This window comes from Comamonas sp. Z3 (assembly GCF_008121565.1).
Lineage (GTDB): Bacteria > Pseudomonadota > Gammaproteobacteria > Burkholderiales > Burkholderiaceae_C > Comamonas > Comamonas brasiliensis.
Genome location: NZ_VOQU01000001.1, coordinates 429,832 through 448,544 on the forward strand (window position 1 = coordinate 429,832; position 18,713 = coordinate 448,544).

At 63.8% G+C, this 18,713-nt stretch carries 19 protein-coding genes; 9 read left to right on the plus strand and 10 right to left on the minus strand.

Translation table 11 applies throughout. The features are described from left to right. Position 1: 1 nt before the first annotated feature. Entirely contained in the window at positions 2 to 2,287 is a 2,286-nt protein-coding gene (locus FSY59_RS02095) for a DUF1631 family protein (protein ID WP_148728373.1), read from the plus strand. Here FSY59_RS02095 and FSY59_RS02100 read toward each other — a convergent pair. Then, positions 2,284 to 3,321: a P1 family peptidase gene (locus FSY59_RS02100; protein ID WP_148728374.1), complete on the minus strand. Its 1,038-nt coding sequence runs from the start codon at positions 3,319 to 3,321 to the stop codon at positions 2,284 to 2,286. The two genes, FSY59_RS02095 and FSY59_RS02100, sit on opposite strands and share 4 nt — an antisense overlap. A gap of 173 nt (positions 3,322 to 3,494) precedes the next feature. Here FSY59_RS02100 and FSY59_RS02105 point away from each other — a divergent pair, with 173 nt between their 5' ends. Together FSY59_RS02105 and FSY59_RS02110 are read left to right on the plus strand one after the other, a co-directional pair. After that, positions 3,495 to 4,331 carry a MetQ/NlpA family ABC transporter substrate-binding protein gene (locus FSY59_RS02105; protein ID WP_003057095.1) on the plus strand — a complete coding sequence of 279 codons (837 nt, stop codon included), beginning with the start codon at positions 3,495 to 3,497 and terminating at the stop codon, positions 4,329 to 4,331. A 205-nt stretch (positions 4,332 to 4,536) separates the two neighbouring features. Next, positions 4,537 to 5,379, plus strand: coding sequence for a MetQ/NlpA family ABC transporter substrate-binding protein (locus tag FSY59_RS02110; RefSeq protein ID WP_003057093.1), 843 nt, complete (start codon positions 4,537 to 4,539; stop codon positions 5,377 to 5,379). Between the two features lie 3 nt (positions 5,380 to 5,382). Here the strand turns inward: FSY59_RS02110 and FSY59_RS02115 are convergent, their stop codons facing one another. Further along, positions 5,383 to 6,585: a leucine-rich repeat-containing protein kinase family protein gene (locus FSY59_RS02115; RefSeq protein ID WP_003057092.1), complete on the minus strand. Its 1,203-nt coding sequence runs from the start codon at positions 6,583 to 6,585 to the stop codon at positions 5,383 to 5,385. A gap of 56 nt (positions 6,586 to 6,641) precedes the next feature. Here FSY59_RS02115 and FSY59_RS02120 point away from each other — a divergent pair, with 56 nt between their 5' ends. Both FSY59_RS02120 and FSY59_RS02125 read left to right on the plus strand, forming a co-directional pair. Further along, positions 6,642 to 7,619, plus strand: a complete 978-nt coding sequence (locus FSY59_RS02120; RefSeq protein ID WP_148728375.1) for an SMI1/KNR4 family protein — start codon at positions 6,642 to 6,644, stop codon at positions 7,617 to 7,619. 1 nt (position 7,620) lies between these two features. After that, positions 7,621 to 8,130, plus strand: coding sequence for an ankyrin repeat domain-containing protein (locus tag FSY59_RS02125; protein ID WP_003057090.1), 510 nt, complete (start codon positions 7,621 to 7,623; stop codon positions 8,128 to 8,130). Positions 8,131 to 8,187: 57 nt separating this feature from the next. Here FSY59_RS02125 and FSY59_RS02130 read toward each other — a convergent pair whose 3' ends face one another. The 8 genes from FSY59_RS02130 to FSY59_RS02165 all read right to left on the minus strand — a co-directional run bounded on the left by FSY59_RS02130 (position 8,188) and on the right by FSY59_RS02165 (position 15,631). After that, complete coding sequence (locus FSY59_RS02130; protein ID WP_003057089.1) at positions 8,188 to 8,556, minus strand: copper-binding protein; 369 nt, start codon at positions 8,554 to 8,556, stop codon at positions 8,188 to 8,190. 24 nt (positions 8,557 to 8,580) lie between these two features. After that, positions 8,581 to 9,069 (minus strand): DUF411 domain-containing protein, encoded by a 489-nt coding sequence (locus tag FSY59_RS02135; RefSeq protein WP_003057088.1) that lies wholly within the window; start codon positions 9,067 to 9,069, stop codon positions 8,581 to 8,583. Between the two features lie 19 nt (positions 9,070 to 9,088). Then, positions 9,089 to 9,571, minus strand: a complete 483-nt coding sequence (locus FSY59_RS02140) for a plastocyanin/azurin family copper-binding protein (protein ID WP_003057087.1) — start codon at positions 9,569 to 9,571, stop codon at positions 9,089 to 9,091. 15 nt (positions 9,572 to 9,586) lie between these two features. Beyond that, positions 9,587 to 11,023, minus strand: a complete 1,437-nt coding sequence (locus FSY59_RS02145) for a multicopper oxidase family protein (protein WP_148728376.1) — start codon at positions 11,021 to 11,023, stop codon at positions 9,587 to 9,589. A gap of 1 nt (position 11,024) precedes the next feature. Then, on the minus strand, positions 11,025 to 12,458 hold the full coding sequence (locus FSY59_RS02150; protein ID WP_148728377.1) for a TolC family protein: 1,434 nt from the start codon (positions 12,456 to 12,458) through the stop codon (positions 11,025 to 11,027). Next, complete coding sequence (locus FSY59_RS02155; RefSeq protein WP_003057084.1) at positions 12,455 to 12,814, minus strand: hypothetical protein; 360 nt, start codon at positions 12,812 to 12,814, stop codon at positions 12,455 to 12,457. The genes FSY59_RS02150 and FSY59_RS02155 overlap by 4 nt, the downstream gene beginning before the upstream one ends. Positions 12,815 to 12,929: 115 nt before the next feature. Next, complete coding sequence (locus tag FSY59_RS02160; protein ID WP_050872618.1) at positions 12,930 to 13,391, minus strand: hypothetical protein; 462 nt, start codon at positions 13,389 to 13,391, stop codon at positions 12,930 to 12,932. A gap of 104 nt (positions 13,392 to 13,495) precedes the next feature. Continuing rightward, positions 13,496 to 15,631, minus strand: coding sequence for a cation-translocating P-type ATPase (locus tag FSY59_RS02165; protein WP_148728378.1), 2,136 nt, complete (start codon positions 15,629 to 15,631; stop codon positions 13,496 to 13,498). Between the two features lie 39 nt (positions 15,632 to 15,670). Between FSY59_RS02165 and FSY59_RS02170 the strand changes: the two genes are divergently transcribed. Genes FSY59_RS02170 through FSY59_RS02185 form a run of 4 tightly spaced genes read left to right on the plus strand, consistent with a single transcriptional unit; the run spans position 15,671 to position 18,709 of the window. Then, positions 15,671 to 16,144, plus strand: coding sequence for a Cd(II)/Pb(II)-responsive transcriptional regulator (locus FSY59_RS02170; RefSeq protein ID WP_003057078.1), 474 nt, complete (start codon positions 15,671 to 15,673; stop codon positions 16,142 to 16,144). Positions 16,145 to 16,201: 57 nt separating this feature from the next. Further along, positions 16,202 to 17,005 (plus strand): ABC transporter permease, encoded by an 804-nt coding sequence (locus FSY59_RS02175; protein ID WP_003057076.1) that lies wholly within the window; start codon positions 16,202 to 16,204, stop codon positions 17,003 to 17,005. 13 nt (positions 17,006 to 17,018) lie between these two features. Beyond that, on the plus strand, positions 17,019 to 18,008 hold the full coding sequence (locus FSY59_RS02180; protein ID WP_003057075.1) for an MlaD family protein: 990 nt from the start codon (positions 17,019 to 17,021) through the stop codon (positions 18,006 to 18,008). Beyond that, entirely contained in the window at positions 18,005 to 18,709 is a 705-nt protein-coding gene (locus tag FSY59_RS02185; RefSeq protein WP_043371791.1) for a hypothetical protein, read from the plus strand. The genes FSY59_RS02180 and FSY59_RS02185 overlap by 4 nt, the downstream gene beginning before the upstream one ends. Positions 18,710 to 18,713: the final 4 nt, after the last annotated feature.

Consider the following 18,713-nt stretch of genomic DNA (forward strand, 5'->3'; position numbering starts at 1 on the left):
TATGAGCCTCGCACATGCATCCGTTTCCGTGCTGCGCACCTGCCTTGTCCAGGCAGTGCGTGGCGCTGATGCATTTGCGCTGCGATTGTTGCAGCGCACCGAATATGCGTTGGAGCAATCGCTTTCAACCGGTTTCCATCCTGCAAGGCGCGATGTGCTCGGCGCGGCGCTGCACAACCTGCAGCAGCACCGGGCTTCGGTGATCAGCAGCTTTCCGCAGAATTTGCTGGAGGCGCTGGTGCTGTCAGCGCGCCAACCTTTTTCCTTTTCTGCGCAGACGCTCGATACCGTCAACGGCAGGCTTTTGCCATTGGCGGCCATGGCTGAGTCAGCTAATCGTCAGCTTAAGGCCGAGCACAAGCTGGTGCAGATGGTCGAGCCACAGGTCGAACTGGCGCTGGCAGATCTGGACGCGTTGATGAGCGGCGCTCAGGGGCTTGAGTCTGCACGGCCCGAGTGCAATCCGCTGCGACTGCAGAACTATGTACGCGCTTTGAGCCAGTCGCTGACGGCCGTGCAACCTGCCACCGAAGTGGCCGATTGCTGGCATGAATTCATGTCGCAGCAACTGGGCTCCATTCTGGCTTCCGAATACTCCCGCACCGCCAATTTGCTGCGCCAGCATGGAGTGCAGCCTGCCCGATACGGTGCGGATCGCGACACCCGGTCCCAGTGCCTGCTGACCCTGCGCTTGCTGCAGGAGCTGGCTTCGGATCTACGCTGGATTGACGACTCGCGCTGCACCGTGCCGCAGTCGTTGACGGATTCCATGCTGGCGAGCTGGTCCGAGACCGAGCCCGCTGTCATGGCCCCCATGCATGACCTGGGCCTGGAGCCAGGCTGGACTTCGTACTCGGCCAATGCCTTGCAGACATCTCAGCAGCCTTGGGTACCCAGTGTGCTGGGGGGGCTGCGCCCAGCGCAGCCCAGTCAGGCGCCCAGTGCCCTGATTCAGATGCGTACGCTGCATCGCATGATGAGCCATATGACCAGTGACGGTCGCCTGCTGCCGCCCGTGCAGCGGATCTTGCTGCAGCTCGAACCCGTGCTGTGTCAATTGGTGTCTCAGGACGCAGCGTTCTTTGAAGATCGCTTGCATCCGGCACGGCAGCTGCTGGATGAGCTGACGGCTCGCAGCCTCTGGTTTGCCAGCGAATCTGCTTTGGGGTTTGCTCATTTCATCGCCGTGGCCGAGGTTGCGGCGAACCAGCTGGCCGGTGCAGGGGCCGCAAGTGCCCACATGTTTGCCCAGGTGCTGCAATTTGTGCGCGAGCAGTGGCCGCCGGAAGGTCGCATGAGCCACATTGCGGCATTGGGCCAGCAGGCCGAAGCCGAGCAGTCCACGCGGCCAGGGCTGATGAGCTCGGCGCTGGGGCTGTTGGACGGCCAGATCGTGGGCTCCATCGAACGGATCAAGCCCGATGCCCTGCAACTGGCGCAGATGATTCGCAGCCTGCCCAGTGCGAAGGGCGTGCCCGAAGATATTCTGGACTTTGTGACCGGCCCTTGGGCCGGCGTGATTGCCCAGGCGCAGCAGCGGGCCGAGCCAGGGCAGGAGCGTGACCCGGGCGGCTATCTGGCACTGGTGCCCAGCTTGTTGTGGAGCGTGTCTCCACAGGCAGCCCAGGATATGACGCGGCTGGTGGAGCTTGCGCCCAAGCTGCAGCGACGTCTGGCGCGGGGCTTGCGCAGCGTGGGCCGCACCGATGTCGAAATTGCTGCGCTGGCTGCGCGTTTGGGCAGTCTGCAGCAGCGGGCGCTGGATATGGCCGAGGCCGCGAATCGGATCGGCTCGAACGACCTTGTCAGGGCGGGCGTGCCGGGTGAATCGCCGAGCGTGCTGGCGGGTCAGCAAGGAGCCGCGGAAACCGTGCGCGCAAGGCTGGATATCACCTTGCCGGTACTGACAGACAGAGTCGAAGATATGCCTGCGGTGACGGTGGTGGCGCAAGAAACGCAAACCCGGGCGGCATACGATTCTTCCAGACCTGTCTTCAAGACAACGCCGCAGAAGACGGTCGGTGCCGCCGTGGCATCCAGCCCGATGCCCGCGCAAGCCGTCATGGGCCAGGGCAGACCTGAGGAGGCTGTCGAATGGCCTTTAGGCACTTGGGTGGAACTGTGCAACGAGCGTCAGCAACTACGAACCAAGTTGACCTGGGTCAGTCCGCAGCAAAGCCTGTTTTTGTTTACGGCCGAGGACGGAAGCACCCAGTCCATGACGCGGCGCATGCGCGACAAGCTGCTGATCCAGGGGCAGTTGCGGCGACTTGAGGCGATTGCCTAGCTTCCTGCACGTAGATCCTGATGGCTAGGCTGCGTTGCCTGGCCCTCGATCCGCACCGATTGGGCGAGCAAGACTGCGCGCGCGGTGGCTACGGCCACGGCTTCGGCGGCCAATGTGCTCAGCGTCATCATTCCCAACGACTTGCCACTGCGCGCCGTACCCAGGGCGAACAGGCTGTCGCCATCACTCATGGTGTGCACGGGGTTGATGGCACGTGCCAGGCCATCATGGGCTACCACGGCCAGGCGGTGGGCCTGAGCCTTGCTGATGATGGCGTCGGTCGCCACGACGCCAATCGTGGTGTTGCTGCCGGCCAGAACCGGCCTGGGCTCCTCGCCTGCCAGCAAGGCATCGCGGGTGCCACGCAATTGCAGGCCGTCTGCTGTGCGTGCCCCGGCCAGCAACTCGCCGCTAAAGGGGTTGAGCACATCGCCCAAGGCATTGCAGGCAATGATGGCTCCCACGGTGACTCCATCGACGGTAAAGCTGGCCGTGCCCAGGCCGCCCTTCATGGCGCGCTCATGGCCGAAGACCTTGCCCACCACGGCGCCCGCGCCAGCGCCCACGCTGCCTTCGGCGGGGCGCCCGGTGCCGGAGTCCGGCACCGCATTCCGGCAGGCGGCATAGCCGGCCGCAGCATCGGGGCGTATGCGCATATCGCCCATCATCACGTCAAACAGCACGGCCGCCGGCACCAGCGGAATCCGGCCCACGCCGATATTCAGGCCGGCGCCTTGCTCTTCCAGCCAGCGCACGGCCCCTGTGGCCGCGTCCAGCCCCCAGGCGCTGCCGCCGGCCAGCATGATGCCGTGGACCTCCTGCACCAGATTGCTGGGGTGCAGCAAATCGGTCTCGCGCGTGCCAGGGGCGGCGCCGCGCACATCCACACCGCCCACGGCACCTTGAGGACAGAGCACGACCGTGCAGCCCGTGGGGCGGCGCGGGTCGCTGAAATGGCCGATGGAGATGCCTTGCACGCGAGCGATATGGCCGTCATGCGCGAGCAGATCCTCGATGGTTGAAAAAGCACTCATGCCGCTACTCCTTGAACTCTTTATATGCTTTTATGGATAAACAGATGGGGTTTTATTCTTTAGGGTTTGCCCGTGTAAGCTTCATACTTACTACATTGTTGCAGTCCGGTAAACAAATGAGAACCCAAATGAGAACCGTGCTGCCCACGCGCATCCAATTCAAGGAGTGATCCATGCCCGCCCATTTTTCCTTTGCCGCCAGCCGCCGTGCCGTTCTGGCCACTGCCGCAGTCGCATTGCTGGCGACCGCCGGTGTGCCCGCTTTGGCCCAGGACCCGGCCAAGAAGAATCTGCTGATTGGCGCCACCGCCGGCTCCAATTACGACCTGCTGCAAAAAGGCATAGTGCCCCAGCTGCAGAAAAAGGGCTACCAGATCAAGCTGATCGAGTTCAACGACTATGTGCAGCCCAATCTGGCGCTGTCCGACGGATCGCTGGATGCCAACTTCTTCCAGCACCGCGCCTATTTCGACCAGTTCACCTCCGACCGCAAGCTGGCGCTGAGCGCGATTGCGCAAGGCCCGGTGGCGCCCATGGGTGTCTACAGCAAGAAGCACAAGTCTCTGGCCGATATCAAGAGCGGCGCCAAGGTGGCACTGCCCAATGATCCCAGCAACCTGGCGCGTGCATTGCTGGTGCTGCAGCAGGCCGGCCTCGTCAAGGTCAAGGAAGGGGTGAACCCGGCCCGTATCTCCGAGCTGGATCTGGCCGCCAATCCCCACAAGCTCAAGTTTGTGGCGCTGGAGGCAGCCCAGTTGCCCCGCGTGCTCGAAGACGCTGACTATGTGGTGGTCAACGGCAACTTTGCCGTTTCCTCGGGTCTGAAGTTGAGCGAAGCCGTGGTGCTGGAAAAGACTCCCGATCTGTACCTGAACGTGGTGGCCGTGAAGACCGGCAACGAAAACAGCCAGTGGGCCAAGGATCTGGCCGCCGCCTACCGCTCGCCTGAGTTCAAGGCCGTGGTGGACAGCCAGTTTCCCGGCTACTCCAAGCCTGCCTTCCTGAAGTGATCGGGCTGGGCTGAAGACGCCAAGGGCCGCAATGCGGCCCTTTTTTCATGCCTGTGGATTTGCTGGTTTTAGATGAAAAGCAAATAAGAGCATAGGTTTTTATTAGTTGGAATTTGTCTCCGCGGTCTGGATACTGCAAAGGCCTCTGCATGCTGCAGAGCCAAACCTTTCGCATCAAAACTCAGTACATCAACGAGGAGCAAGCATGACCCACCTTTTTTCCGTGGCACGGCGCCGCCGCAGTCTTCTGGCCACCACTCTGCTGGCAGGCGCTGCACTGGTCATGGGCGTCTTGCCGGCGGCGGCCCAGGACGCGGGCAAAAAGCAATTGGTCATTGGCGGCACGGCAGGCTCCAACATTGATCAGCTGCAATACGGCATCGTCCCCATCCTGCAGAAAAAGGGCTACAAGGTGCGTCTGGTGGAGTTCAACGACTATGTGCAGCCCAATCTGGCCCTGGCCGATGGCTCGCTCGATGCCAACTTCTTCCAGCATGAGGTCTATTTCAACCAGTTCAAGGGCGACCGCAAGCTCGATCTGACGGCCCTGGTCCAGGGGCCGATTGCTCCCATGGGCGTCTACAGCAAGCAGCGCAAGAGCCTGGCTGAGCTGAAGGAGGGAGATCGCATCGCCCTGCCCAATGACGCCAGCAATCTGGCACGGGGCATTCTGCTGCTGCAGCAGGCCGGACTGGTCAAGCTCAAGGAGGGCGTGAACCCGCTGCGCGTGTCCGAGCTGGATCTGGCCTCCAATCCCAAGAAGATCAAGCTCGTACCCCTGGATGCGGCTCATCTGCCGCGTGCGCTCGATGATGCGCAGTACGCCATCATCAACGGCAACTTTGCGATTTCCTCGGGCCTGAAACTGTCGGATTCGGTGCTGCTGGAAAAAACGCCCGAGCATTATCTGAACATCGTGGCTGTCAAGACCAAGGACAAGGATGCCCAATGGGCCAAGGATCTGGCTGCAGCCTACAAGTCCGCCGAGTTCAAGGGCGTGGTGGACAGCAAGTTTGCGGGTTATGCCAAGCCCGCATTTTTGCAATAAGCCTCAGCCGACAAGGGCCTGAACCTCGTTTTCCAGGTGGCGCAGCGCACGCAGCTCGATCTGCTGCAGCTGCGCTTGCTGCGTTTCGGGCAGGCCTTGCAAAAGCGCGGCGGCGCCAAAGTCGCTCAGCACGGCCTGCCCGGTCTGCAGATTGCACAGGATATTGTGGGCGTACAGATCTCCATGCAGCAGACCACGGCCGTGAAGATGGGTGATGGCGGAGCGTATGCCTTGCAGCAGCTGCTGGGCCTGGTCGGCTTGCAGGCGAAGTTCGGGGTCATAGACATCACGTGTGCAACTGTCGAAGCTTGGCGGCCCGGCTAGCGGCTGGATGGCCGAATCCAGCAGGGGCAGGGCCGTGGCCATTTGCCCCTCAGGAGCGCCCAGAACCTGCGCCAGTGGCGTCAGCAGATGAGGATGCTGTCCTGCCGCAATGCCTGCTGCCAGTTCGGATTGCGGCGTACCGTCGCTGGTCTGGGCGGTCTTGAAAACCTTGAGTGCCAGCTCCTGTCCGTTGAGGCTGGCGCGGTAGATATGGCCGCTGGCGCCTTCGCCCAGCTTGACAGCGATCTGCAAATTTTGATAAGAAATGGGCTCAATCCCATGCCCTGAAAGCGTATCCAGCTCCTGTTTTTGAGTCATTGGGTTACCTGCCAGCGCCAGCCACGCCAGGCGAGGCAGCCGGAAGATGACTTCAGGAGCATCTTCGAAACGGTTGCTTGCAATGCGTAGCAACTCCAGCGCCTGGCAATGTTGCAGGCTCTGGGGCAACTGCCTCAGCTGGTTGCACGACAGCATGAGCTTTTGCAGGCGCGTGCATTGGCCCATGGATTCGGGCAACTGGTGCACGTGGTTGTCCGTGAGAATCAGCCAGCGCAGGCGCGCCGGCAGGCTGTCCTCGGGCACATGCATGATGCGGCACGCCTTGAAGCCCACCATCTCGAGCTGCGGCATATGACCCAGCACGCGGGGCAGTTCGCTGAATGGATTGTTCGAGGCAAACAGAATGCGCAGCCGCGCAAAACGCGTCAGATCATCGGGTAGGGTGCTGAGCTGGTTGCCCGAAAGATCGAGGACCTCCAGCGTCTCGGTCAGCTGATACAGCGCGGCGGGGAACTCGGTCAGCCCATCGCTGAGCCTGATATGGTGTGCACGGGCCAGTGAACCATTGGCCAGCCCGGAGTGAAACTGTTCTAGCGTCAACATAGGACACGCAGTCTAAGTCCCGCGCACGAAATGCACAGAAAACACGAAATGCCTGCATGAAAATCTTCAAAGACCTGCCTGCGCTGGTGCAGGCATTACCCGAACTCGCGCCGAGCGACTGGGTGGATCTGCCTACCGATGCCGCTGCCCAGCTTGTTGCGCCAAATCAGTCACCGGCAGCAGATCTGCTGAAACAGCCTGCCGTGCGCTTTGTGGTGCGTGATGCGAATGAGGTGCCGCGCATGGGCCATAAGCCCTGGATGCCGGTGGCGGTACTCGCCCAGATGCACTGGCCTTCCTCTGCGGACGCGGTGGCATGGTCCTGTTTTCTGCAGGCCGAGTTCGGGCGCAGCCAGCGCTTTGTAGAAAGCCATGATGTGTGGGTTCAGGCCGATGTGCCCAAGCCGTATTGGCTGACGATCAATGCCACGGCAGAGCAGCGACTGGCGTACTGGTACCAAGGCCTGCAGGCTCATGCCTGGATGGATGAAGAGCCTGTCCAAGCCAAGCCCTTCAGCCTGGCCGAGCTGCGCCTGTGCGAATGGCGCCTGGGTTGCAATCTGTCCCAGTCCTTGCGTGACTATCTTTTGCAGCTCGGTGTTCTGGACTGGGCCGAGCGCTTGTTGAGTCCGCGCTTTGATCTCATGGCGCCGGATGCAGACATGGACGCCATCGGTCCGGTGCAAGTCGTGTTTCCGGGCAGCGCCGATATTGTGGAGATGAGTGCGCCGCAACAGGCGCAGGCCTTGAAGGCGAAGTTGAGTGAGCTGGTGGTGTTCGGGGACTACCTGGGCAATGGCAACCTCTGGTGCTTTGACCGCCGCGATGGCTCGGTCTGGTATCTGGACCATGACTGCAGCCCCTTGCTGACCCGTATGTTCGACGATGCGGGCGACTATCTGGACGCGCTGGCCTTGATGTCGCTATGCCGCAGTCACGCCGTGGCCCAGGGGCGGGGTGATGGCGATGAACAGGCCGAGGTGTTGCTGGGCGAGCGCTTTGGGCAGGCACTGGTCCGAAAGTGGATGTACTGAGATGAGCATGAAACTGCTCAAGGCCGCTGAACAAGGCGATATCGCTGCGCTGGAACTGCGCCTGAAGGACGGTGACGATATCGCCTATGTGCAAAAGAGCACCGGCCTCAATGCGCTGATCACGGCTCTCAATTGCGGCAACGATGCTGCCGCGCGATGGCTGGTGGAGCAAGGCAGCCCGCTGGATCAGGTGAGCCTGACAACGGGCATGAGTGCCACCGCCTGGGCGGCCTTCAACGGGCGCACAGAGATGCTGCAGGTGCTGCGCCAAGCGGGGGCCGACCTGGACAAGACCGGGGATGACAAAGGTCGCACGCCGTATCTTTTGGCCGTGGACCATGGCGCGTGGGCGGCTGTGCGCTGGTTCTGGTCGGCCGGCGTCGATCTCCAGCGAAGAGATACCCATGGTTGCAATGCCCATGATCTGCTGGTGCACGGCGGTCGTGATGTGCCTGGGGATGTACTGGAGCGCGTGGCAGGCCATGCGGCAGTGCTGTCCACGGGGTTGTGACGGGATGACGATGTCATGGTCGCGTGGCATCGTCATCGTCTCAGCCGCGAGACCGCATCAGGACGCTGGCTCGATGCGGGTGATGATCAGCGAGCCATCCTTGTCCTCGGCATGGAACAGTACCTTGTCACCGGCCTTGAAAGAGGCCGACTGTGCGGAGCCTGACAGCGCAAACACCATGGTCATGGGAGGCATGTCCAGGTTCTTGATTGCTTCATGGCGGATCGTCAGCTTGCCTGTGCGGGCATCCACACGGGTGATTTCTCCGGCGGTCAGCACATCGGGCCGGCCAGCCGATGTGGCTGCCGAAGCATCGGCCATCGTCCCATGGCCTGCGTGCGCCGAGTGATCCTGTGCGAAAGCGGGGGCTGCCAGTGCAATGCCGAGGCTCAGCGCTGCCAAAATGGTGTGAAAGAAGTTTTTCATCATGTTCTCCTGAATTGAGAGGGGTCAGCCGCGATAGCTGGTGAAGACGGAGGTGCTGACATCGCTGTTCATGAGGCTCTTGGTGACCAGCAGCACGTCATAGGGGTCTTTACGGCCACCGTATTCGGGGCCGTCCATGCCGGGGCTGCCAATGGGCATACCCGGTACGGCGATGCCCAGCGCCTTGGGTTTTTGCTTCAGCAGCTTGAGCACATCGGCGGCTGGCACATGGCCTTCGACCAGATAGCCGCCCACCAGGGCGGTATGGCAGGAACCCAGGCGGCCAGGCAGGCCCAGTTTGGCGCGTACGGCGCTGTTGCCCACGTCGTGCACCTTGACGGCAAAGCCAGCCTGCTCCATCAAGGCAATCCAGTCCTTGCAGCAGCCACAGTTCGGGTCTTTCCAGACCTCCATGGCAATCCTGGCGGGAGCAGCCGCCATTGCTGGCAGCGCAGCCATGCCGGCAGCGGCGGCCAGCAGATGCAGGGAGTGGCGGCGGTTGGTGCTTGTCATCGGGAATTCCTTTCTTGCGTTATTCGGTGACGGTGATGCGCCCCGTCATGCCAGCCTGGTAGTGGCCGGCGATCAGGCACGCGAAGTCGAAATCGCCTGCGCGGTTGAAGCTCCACACCATGTCTTCGGTCTGGCCTGCGGCGACATGGGCCATATAGGGTTCGGCATGCTCCATGCCGGGGTACTTGAGCATCATCCGCGCGTGCTCATCAAGCGATGCCCGGGTGCCCAGCACCATCTCGTGCATGAGATGGCCTTTGTTGACCACGCGCAGGCGCAGGGTCTCGCCCTTTTTCACGCTGAAATGACTGGGGCTGAAGCGCATGTCATCCGTCATCTGGATGGTGATGGTGCGCCGGACCTCCCTGGCCTCGGCGGCAATGCCCCAGGGCTTTTGTTCCTTGATCACGGGACCGCTGGCATGGGCATTGTTTCCATGCGCAAAACTTGCACTGACGCTTGCTGCCAAAGCACAGGCAGCTATGAAATGAATAGTCTTCATGGGAGTCTCCTGGCATCAGTGCTGGGGGTGAGCGCCTGTGGCGGGGCCGGTCTCGGGTTTGCGTACGGTGGCGGGGCCGGTCTCGGGTTTGCGTACGGTGGCGGCACCGGGAGCGGTGCCGGGTGTGCTCTGGCGGGGAGCCTTGGCATCGAAAGGTGCGCCCTGCCATTCATAGGCCCGGGTTCCTTTGGGCTGCTGGTACCAGCCGGGGTCCTTGTAGTCGTTGGCACCCAGGTTTTTGCGTACCTTGAAGCTGGTGAACATGCCTCCCATCTCGATAGGACCGTAGGGGCCCTGGCCCGTCATCATGGGGAAGGTGTTATCGGGCAGAGGCATTTCCATGGTGCCCATATCGCCCATGCCGCGCTCGCCCATCAGCATGTAGTCGGGCACGATCTTCTGGATCTTGCCCACCAGGCCGCGGTGGTCCACCCCGATCATGGTGGGTACGTCGTGACCCATGGCGCCCATGGTGTGGTGGCTCTTGTGGCAGTGGAAAGCCCAGTCGCCGGGTTCGTCGGCAATGAATTCCACCTGGCGCATCTGGCCCACGGCCACATCAGTGGTCACTTCGGGCCAGCGGGCGGACTTTGGCACGGGGCCGCCGTCGGTGCCCGTGACCTCGAACTCATGGCCGTGGATATGGATGGGGTGGTTGGTCATGGTCAGATTGCCCACGCGGATGCGCACCTTGTCGCCCTGACGAGCCACCAGCGGGCTGATGGCGGGGAAGGCGCGGCTGTTGAAGGTCCAGATATTGAAGTCCGTCATCTCGTTGATGCGCGGCGTCATGGTGCCGGGCTCGACCGCATAGGCGCTGAGCAGGAAGGCATAGTCGCGCTGCACCTTGTCGATCAGCGGGTGGGCTGTCTTGGGGTGGGTGATCCACAAGCCCATCATGCCCATGGCCATCTGCACCATCTCGTCCGAATGCGGGTGGTACATGAAGGTGCCGGGGCGGCGCGCCTCGAACTCATAGACGAAGGTCTTGCCCGGCGGGATGTGGGGCTGGTTCAGACCGCCCACACCGTCCATGCCATTGGGCAGACGCTGGCCATGCCAGTGGATGGTGGTGCTCTCGGGCAGGCGGTTGGTGAGGAAGATGCGCACCTTGTCGCCTTCCACCACTTCGATCGTGGGGCCCGGCGACTGGCCGTTGTAGCCCCACATATTGACGAAAAATCCGGGCGCCACCTCGCGCACCACGGGCTCGGCCACGAGGTGGAACTCCTTGACGCCCGCATTCATGCGCCAGGGCGTGGTCCAGCCGTTGAGCGTGACCACGGGTTGGTAGGGGCGACCGTTGGGCGGCGTCAAAGGCGCAGCCGTGTCGGCGCTGCCTTGCATGACGGGTTCGGGCAGGGCCGCCATGGCAACCCGGCTGATGGCCATTGACGTTGTGGCGGCGGCCACTGCAGTGGCCGCGCCAGTGAAAAAGGATCGGCGTTGCATATCAGTGACCTGCTTCGGCTTGTGCAGCGGGCGCTGCGGTAGTGTTGACGGTGGGGGAGGTTCCTGGCGATGTGCCGGTCAGGGCCAAGCGTAGATCGGTCTCGGCCAGCCAGAAGTCGCGCTGGGCCTCAGTGGCGGTCACCACCGCTTGCGTGGTGCTGCGGGCCTGGGCCAGCAACTGCCACACACTCATGAACATGCCGTTGTAGCGGTAGACGGTTTCTTCCTGCATCAGCTTGGCCAAGGGCAGCACCTCTGCCTGCTGCTGCTGGGCAAGGTCGTAAGCCGTGCGGTAGGCCAGCCAGTTGCTGCGGGCTTCGCTGCGCGCACGTATGGCGTTGTCGCGCAGCAGCGATGCGCTGCGCAGCACCTGGTTGCGCGCCATGCCGCGCGCGGCAAAACCCCAGTCAAACAGCGGCAGCGGTACGTCGAACTCCCAGCCCTGGGTCTTGTCGCTGTGACCGGTGGCTCGTTCGGTGCTGGTGTTGTTGCTGTAGCTGGCGCCGATATCGCCAAAGATGGTGCCCACCGTGGCCCAGCCCTGGCGGCCGGCGGTTACATCCAGGTCGCGGCGCAGCGCGCCCAGATCCAGCCGCTGGCGCAGCGCCGTGGCCTCTGCGTCATCGCCGCCACGCAATTCGGCTATTTTCGGCAGGGCGGGCAGCTGGGCGGGCAGCTTGTAGGCCAGTTGCTGCCCCCACAGGCCCATGCGGCGGGCCAGTTGCTCGCGTTCCAGCTGGGCGTTCAGACGCGCGCGTGCCAGCTGGGCCGAGGCCTGCTGCTGCTGGGCCAGCTCTCTGGCCTGGTCCATCTTGCTGAAGTTGCCGACCTGGGCCATGCGGCGTGCCAGCTCGCCGCCCAGGGCTGCGGCCTCATGCATGCGCTCGTTGGCGGCCAGAGCCTGCTCGGCGGCCACGGCGCGCAGCCACGCGCGGCGTGTGTCGGAGGCCAGCAGCAGCACCTGCTGGGCGGCCGTCAGCGTGGCCTGCTCCATCTGCCAGCCCTGCCAGCGGCTGCGCCAGGGCAGGGTGATGAGCTGCACCAGGCCAAAGCTGAGCTGGCGCTCGATCTCGCGCTCGTGGCCGTTGCGAAAGCGGCCGAAGGTAAAGCTGGGGTTGGGCAGGGTCAGGACCTGCACACGCTGCGCGTCGGCAATGCCGAGCTGCGCCAGTTGGGCCTGCAGACCGGGGTTGTTGAGCAGGGCGATGCGCACGGCGGTGTCGGCATCGACAGGGGTTTTGAGCCAGTCGGCAATCTGGGTCTGCGCATCCTGCAGGGCCTGGGCGTCCGGCGACGGCAGCTGTGCGCCAGCAGGCAGCCTGCCTTCGGTATGTCTGGCCACGTCGCCGCGAAGTCCGTCGGGCGAGATGCTGGCGCAGCCGGCCAGCGCCAGTGCAGCGAGCAATGGCGCGGCTTTGAATGCAAGGCGCTTCATGGCTGGCCTCCGTGATGGTGCTGATGTGCGGATGTAGCGCTGTCCGGGGCTGGGCCGGAGGCATTGTCCTGGGATTTTTCCCACCTGAGCACATCGCCATGGCCGCGCGGGAACTCGCTTACCGCGGCATTGGCGGCCTTCCAGTCACCGGGCTGGGCGACGATGGCCGCGCTGGCGGCAAGCGGCTGGTGCTGCAGCGCCAGCGTGGGCGCTGCGGGGTTGAAAACGCTGTGACTGCTGGCCGGGGACTGGGCGACCGGGAGAGTCGGCGCAGACGGCTGGGCCAGGACTGGCGGGCTGACGCCGGCCATCAGCAAAGCCATGGCTGTCAAAGAAAGAGGATGCGCTTGGCGCATAGAGGATTCCTGTCGTCTAAAACCGGGAGAGGGTCCGCAGTTATGAGCGTTTGACGGCTCGAAACTAGACAGCTAGCACGGTGGCTGCCATCAAAATGCGGACGCACCTAGGGCGTCAGAGCGCAGAAATCGGTGGTTTGACGAGGTCGGCAGGCACTGCGCTGGCAAAGCGCGCTGCACCATGGGTCGGCTGGGCGGCCAGCGGGATGCTGGAGTGAAGCGTCAGCAACTCGGGGTTGGCAAGCGTCGAGTGGCAGATGCCGCAGGCCGTGCAATGGCCTTCATGCTGGTGGCAGTCGCTGTCGGCGGCCTTGGCGCTGCAGCTGACGGCCCCTGCAGGGCCTGCCTTGTGGGACGCGGCCATGTGGTGATGCGGCTGTACGTCGGCCGCGAGGCTTGCATGCGCATGGTGCACAGCGGCTGCCATGGCGGCCACTTCGTCCAGGCTTTGCGTCTGAACAAGCGCATGTCCCATGTGATGGGACTGGTCGGTGTTCTGCTCCATGGCCATGGCATCGCCTGCCAGGCCGCGCAGGGCCAGCAGTAAAACCAGGAACAAGGAGAAAAAGCGACGCATGGGCTGAATGATAGCGAAGGGCGGGGTTTAGTTCCCCGCCCGGTGCAGTAAATCGTAAATTAGATAGCTGCTTGCGCTTGCCCATCAAGGGCTAAGATCGAATTTCATTCATTTTCAGGCTTGTTACCCCAATGGCGCAGGCGCAGGCCGTTGGCGACCACCAACAGGCTCACGCCCATATCGGCCAGCACGGCCAGCCACATGCTGGCATTGCCGCTGACGGCCAGAACGAAGAAGGCCAGCTTGATGCCCAGGGCCAGGCTGATGTTCTGCCAGAGCACGCTGTGCGCGCGCTGCGAGAGATCGACCACCTCGGGAATGCGGCGCAGGTCGTCGTTCATGAGCACCACATCGGCGGTCTCCATGGCCATGTCGGTGGCGTGCATGCCGCCCATGGCAAAGCCTATGTCGGCCTGGGCCAGCGCCGGCGCGTCGTTGATGCCGTCGCCTGTCATGGCCGTGGGGCCGATGTCGCGCTGCAACTCGCTCAGGGTCTTGAGCTTGTCCTCGGGCAACATATTGCCGCGTGCATCGCTGATGCCTGCTTCCGCAGCCACCGTGCGCACGGTGGCGCTGTTGTCGCCGCTGAGCACAATGGGCTTGACGCCTAGCTCCTGCAACCGGGCCACGGCCGCCTTGGCCTGGGGACGCAGCGGGTCGGCCACGGCAAACAGCGCCTGCACACCCTGCTCATTGGCCAGCAGGGTGACGGTGCGGCCCTGTTGCTCCTGCAGCATCAGCGCAGCCTGGAGTTCGGCACTGTCCCAGCCTTGCTCGCCCACCCAGCGCAGATTGGCCAGCGTCCAGCGTTCACCGCCGATCTGTGCCTGCACGCCGCGGCCGGGCAGGGCTTGCAATTGCTGTGCTTCGGCAAAGTCCTTGCCGACCTGGGCTTCCAGCCCCTGAGTAATCGCGCGCGATACCGGGTGGTCGGAGCGCGATGCCAGCGCGTAGGCGCGGGCGGCGGCGTCATCGCTGCTTGCCGCCCCCCAGCTCTGCCAGTCCACCAGCTTGGGCGAGCCTGTAGTCAGCGTGCCGGTCTTGTCGAGTGCAATCGCCTTGAGCTGACGGGCCGACTCCAGTGCGCTGCCACCCTTGATGAGAATGCCGCGCTTGGCGGCTGCCGTGAGCGCGCTGACCACGGTGACGGGGGTGGACAGCACCAGGGCGCAGGGGCAGGCGATGACCAGCAGGGCCAGGGCCTGGTAAGCGGCCTGATGCCAGCTCCAGTCCAGCAGCCAGGGCGCGAGCAGGCCCAGGGCAATCGCCAGCACCAGCACGATGGGGGTGTAGATCTCGGCAAAGCGGTCGACAAAGCGCTGGGTGGGAGCCTTGGAGGACTGCGCCTGCTCCACGGCATGGACGATGCGCGCAATCAGGCTGTCGCTGGCCGGGGCAGTCACGCGCAGCTGCAGCTCGCCATCCTGATTGATGGAGCCCGCATAGAGCTGGTCGCCCGGGCTTTTGTGCGCGAGCGCGCTTTCGCCCGTGATGGGAGCCTGGTTGACCGAGCTTTCCCCTTCGGTGACCAGACCGTCCAGCGGCACGCGAGCGCCGGGCGTCACGCGCAGCACGGCGCCCAGGGGCACCTGGCTGGCGGCCATGCGCACAGTGCTGCCGTCGGGCTGCAGCACATCGGCGGTCTCGGGCGCAAGTTGCAGCAGATTGCGGATGGCCAGGCGGGCCTTGTCCATGGCCTGGTCTTCGATGCGCTCGGCCGCTGCATAGAGCGCCATGACCATGGCGGCTTCTGGCCACTGGCCGATGATGAAGGCGCCCGTGACGGCCACGGCCATCAGGGCATGAATGCCGAGCTTGAAGCGCAGCAAATCCTTGAGGCCAGCCTTGTAGACGCCCAGGCCCGACAACGCTATGCCCAGCACGGCCAGCGCCATGCCCAGGTATTGAAGCGTGGAGTTGGCGCCGTCGCCGCCAAACCAGTGGCAGGCCTCGGCCGCCAGAGCTGCAGCCAGAGCGGCATAGATGCGCGGCCAGCCGGGCAGCACGCCATGGTCGTGGGCATGGTCGTGACCGTCACTCTCATCGTGTGCCTGGCTCTTGGCCGGCTCGCTGATGGAAAACGGGGCGCAGCAGCCCGTGCCGCAGGTCGATGCGGCGGTGGCGGCGACGGGTTTGGACGTGGCGGACGCATGGGCATGCTCATGCTCATGATCGTGGTCATGGGAGTGACCGCTCGGGCCGCCGCCATGGGCGTGGGTGGACAGGCTTTCTTGCTTCATGGCAGTATTGAAAACAATAAAGTCACTTCAAGGTCAAGCATGTCCCTCAATTCGCACGATATTCCGCGCTGGCGTATAGGCGAGGCGGCCAGGCGTTCCGGCATCGCCGCGGCCAATATCCGCTATTACGAGAAGGAGCAACTGCTCTCGCCCGGCGTGCGCGAGGACAACCAGTACCGGCTCTACACCGATGGCGATGTGCACCGCCTGCGCTTTATCCGCCTGTGCCGGGCCATGGATATGTCGCTCGACGAGGTGCGCACCCTGCTGGCGCTCGATGGTGCGCGCAAGGCCGATTGCGTGGCGGCCAACAAGACCCTGGATTCCCATCTGGGCCATGTGCGCGAGCGGCTGGCCGAACTGCAGGCCCTGGAGCACGAGTTGATGCAGCTGCGCAGCCAGTGCGACGGCTCGGACAGCTTCTGCCACATCATCGAGGCCCTGCATGCCCAGGCCGACGAGCCGCTGCCCCAGGGCCTGCAGGGCAGTGCTGCGGCAAAGCGCCATGTCTGACAGAGTGAAACTGTGGCTGCTGCGCCCCTACCCTGAAGTGGACGCTATCATTCCTGCATGAGCTGGAGTGAAACCACCATCAAGCTGCCGGGGCGGATCTGGGCTGCGCTGGGAGCGCAGGCTCTGGCATGGTGGCGCAGTATTTATCTCACCGCCATGCTGCTGGTGCTGATCAGCTCGCCGTCCAGCTATCAGAAGCACGGGCGGGCCATGCTGGCCCAGCAGATGTATGCGCAGACCGCTCCCATACTCACGGGCTTTACCGCGCTGGCAGCCCTGCTGTGTGCGGTGATTGCGCGCATCGTCATCGTCACCGCGCAGAGCTATGGCCTGTCTCGCTACGCGATGGATCTGGTGGTGCGGGTGATGGTGATCGAGCTGATACCGCTGACGGCCGCGCTGTTCGTGGCCATGCGGTGCACCATTCCGGCCGGCGTGCAGGTGGTGCAGATGCGTACCCAGGGCCAGCTTGCGAAGTGGAAGACGCAGGGCATTGACCCTGTCCGAGCGGCGCTGGTGCCGCGTGCGGCTGCGGGAGTGTTTGCGGCCGTCACGCTTGCCGCGCTCAGTTGCATCGTGGCCTTGGTCACCGTGTATCTGAGCGTCTATGGCTTCAGCCTGGCCGGCTTTGCGGCCTACACGCGCATCTTCGGCCAGATCTTCACGCCGTCGCTGACGCTGGTGTTTGTGCTCAAGACCTGGTTTTTCAGCCTCACGGTGGCCGTCATGCCGCTGGCGTCCGCCATGTACACGCCGGTTGCGCGGCACCGGCAGGGCGGGGCGGAGCTGGGCGGTTTTGCACGCATGTTTGCCGTGTTGCTCCTGATCGAGGTGATCTCGCTCATGGGCAACTATTACTGAAAAGGATGGAGCCATGAGCGAAACGCGTATGGCCGAGGAGCAACTGATCGACGAGGAGTTGCTCAGCCTCAAACCCGTCGCGCATCTGCGCGCCAAGGCTGCAGCGCTGCTGGCGCTGACCCTGATCTTGATTCTGAGTGCTGCCGCCTATCTGCTCTATGCGCGCGGGGTGTTCGAGCCCACGCAGCGTCTGGTGCTGACGGCCGACGACTCCGAAGGCGTGGTCGTGGGCATGGACATGACCTTCTCGGGCTTTCCCATAGGCCGTGTGCACAAGATAGAGCTGGCCAAGGACGGCTCGGTCCGCATTCTGGTCGATGTGACCGAGAAGGACGCCCACTGGCTGCGCCAGTCCAGCGTCTTCACACTGGTCAAGGGCCTGGTGGGTGGCACCACCATCAAGGCCTATACCGGCATGCTGGACGATGCCCCGCTGCCGCCGGATTCCGTGCGGCCCGTGCTCAGCGGCGATGCCACGGCCGAGCTGCCGCAGATCATCAATTCCGCCAAGGAGGTGCTGGCCAATGTGGCGGCGCTGACCGCCACGGATTCGGCCCTGGGCGGATCGCTGGCCGAAGTGCGCAAGCTGGCCGAGCGCATGCAGGGGCAAGGCGGCGTTCTGGGGGCGGTGCTGGGCAGCGACGAGGAAGCGAAGAAGGTCGGCCAGATGCTCGAGCGCGCCAACTCCCTGCTTGGACGCATGGACCGCATGGTGGCGCGTGCCGACAGCCAGGTCTTTGATGCGAATGGCGTCATGCCCCAGGTCAAGGCCACCATGGAGCAGCTCAACGGCTTGCTGGCCGATACGCGTAAAAGCATGGCCAAGGTCGATGCCGTGCTGGCCGATATGCAGGTGGTGGGCAGCAACGCGCGCGAGGCCTCGACCGATCTGGGGGCGCTGCGCGCGGAAGTCGAAAGCAATCTGCTGAGGCTGGAGTCCGTGCTCAACGATCTGCAGCGCAAATGGCCGTTTTCCCACAAGCCGGAGTTGAAGCTGCCATGACGCAAAAAATCAAAAAAAACCAGACTCCAGGCCAATGGGGTAGAGCGCTGGCTGCTATATCCGTCATGGCGCTGTCGGCCTGTGGCAACCAAATCCCGGCACCCGATTGGGCCTTGAGTGCCGAAGCTGCGGCGCAAAAAGCCAGCCAAGCCTATTTGCAGGGGCAGCAGCGCGTGGAGGCACTGCAATGGCAGAAGGCGCGCGATGCCGTGGCCAGCACCGGCCAACCCGCACTGGCCGCCAAGCTGGAGCTGATGCGCTGCGCAGCGCAGGTGGCCAGCCTGGACTGGAACAGCTGCCCGGCCTATGAGGCGCTGGCGCAGGATGCGGGCAAGCCAGAACAAGCCTATGCCCGCTATCTGCAGGCGAGTCCGCAAGCCGGTGATATCGAGCTTTTGCCCGAGGCGCAGCGCGGCGTGGCGCGGCAGCTGCTCGGCGGCGGCGCAGCTGGCACTGCCCTGGCAGAGATCAAGGATCCACTATCGAGACTGGTGGCTGCAGGCGCGCTGCTGCGTGGCGGCGCGGCGGACCCGGCCCTACTGCAGCAAGGCGTCGATACTGCTTCGGCGCAAGGCTGGCGCAGGCCTTTGATGGCCTGGCTGCTGCTGCAGCTCAAGGCAGCGCAGCAGGGCGGCGATGCGGAGCAACAGGCGCAGTTGCAGCGTCGGCTGAAGCTGTTGGAGACATCCGCGCCCAAGTGAACAG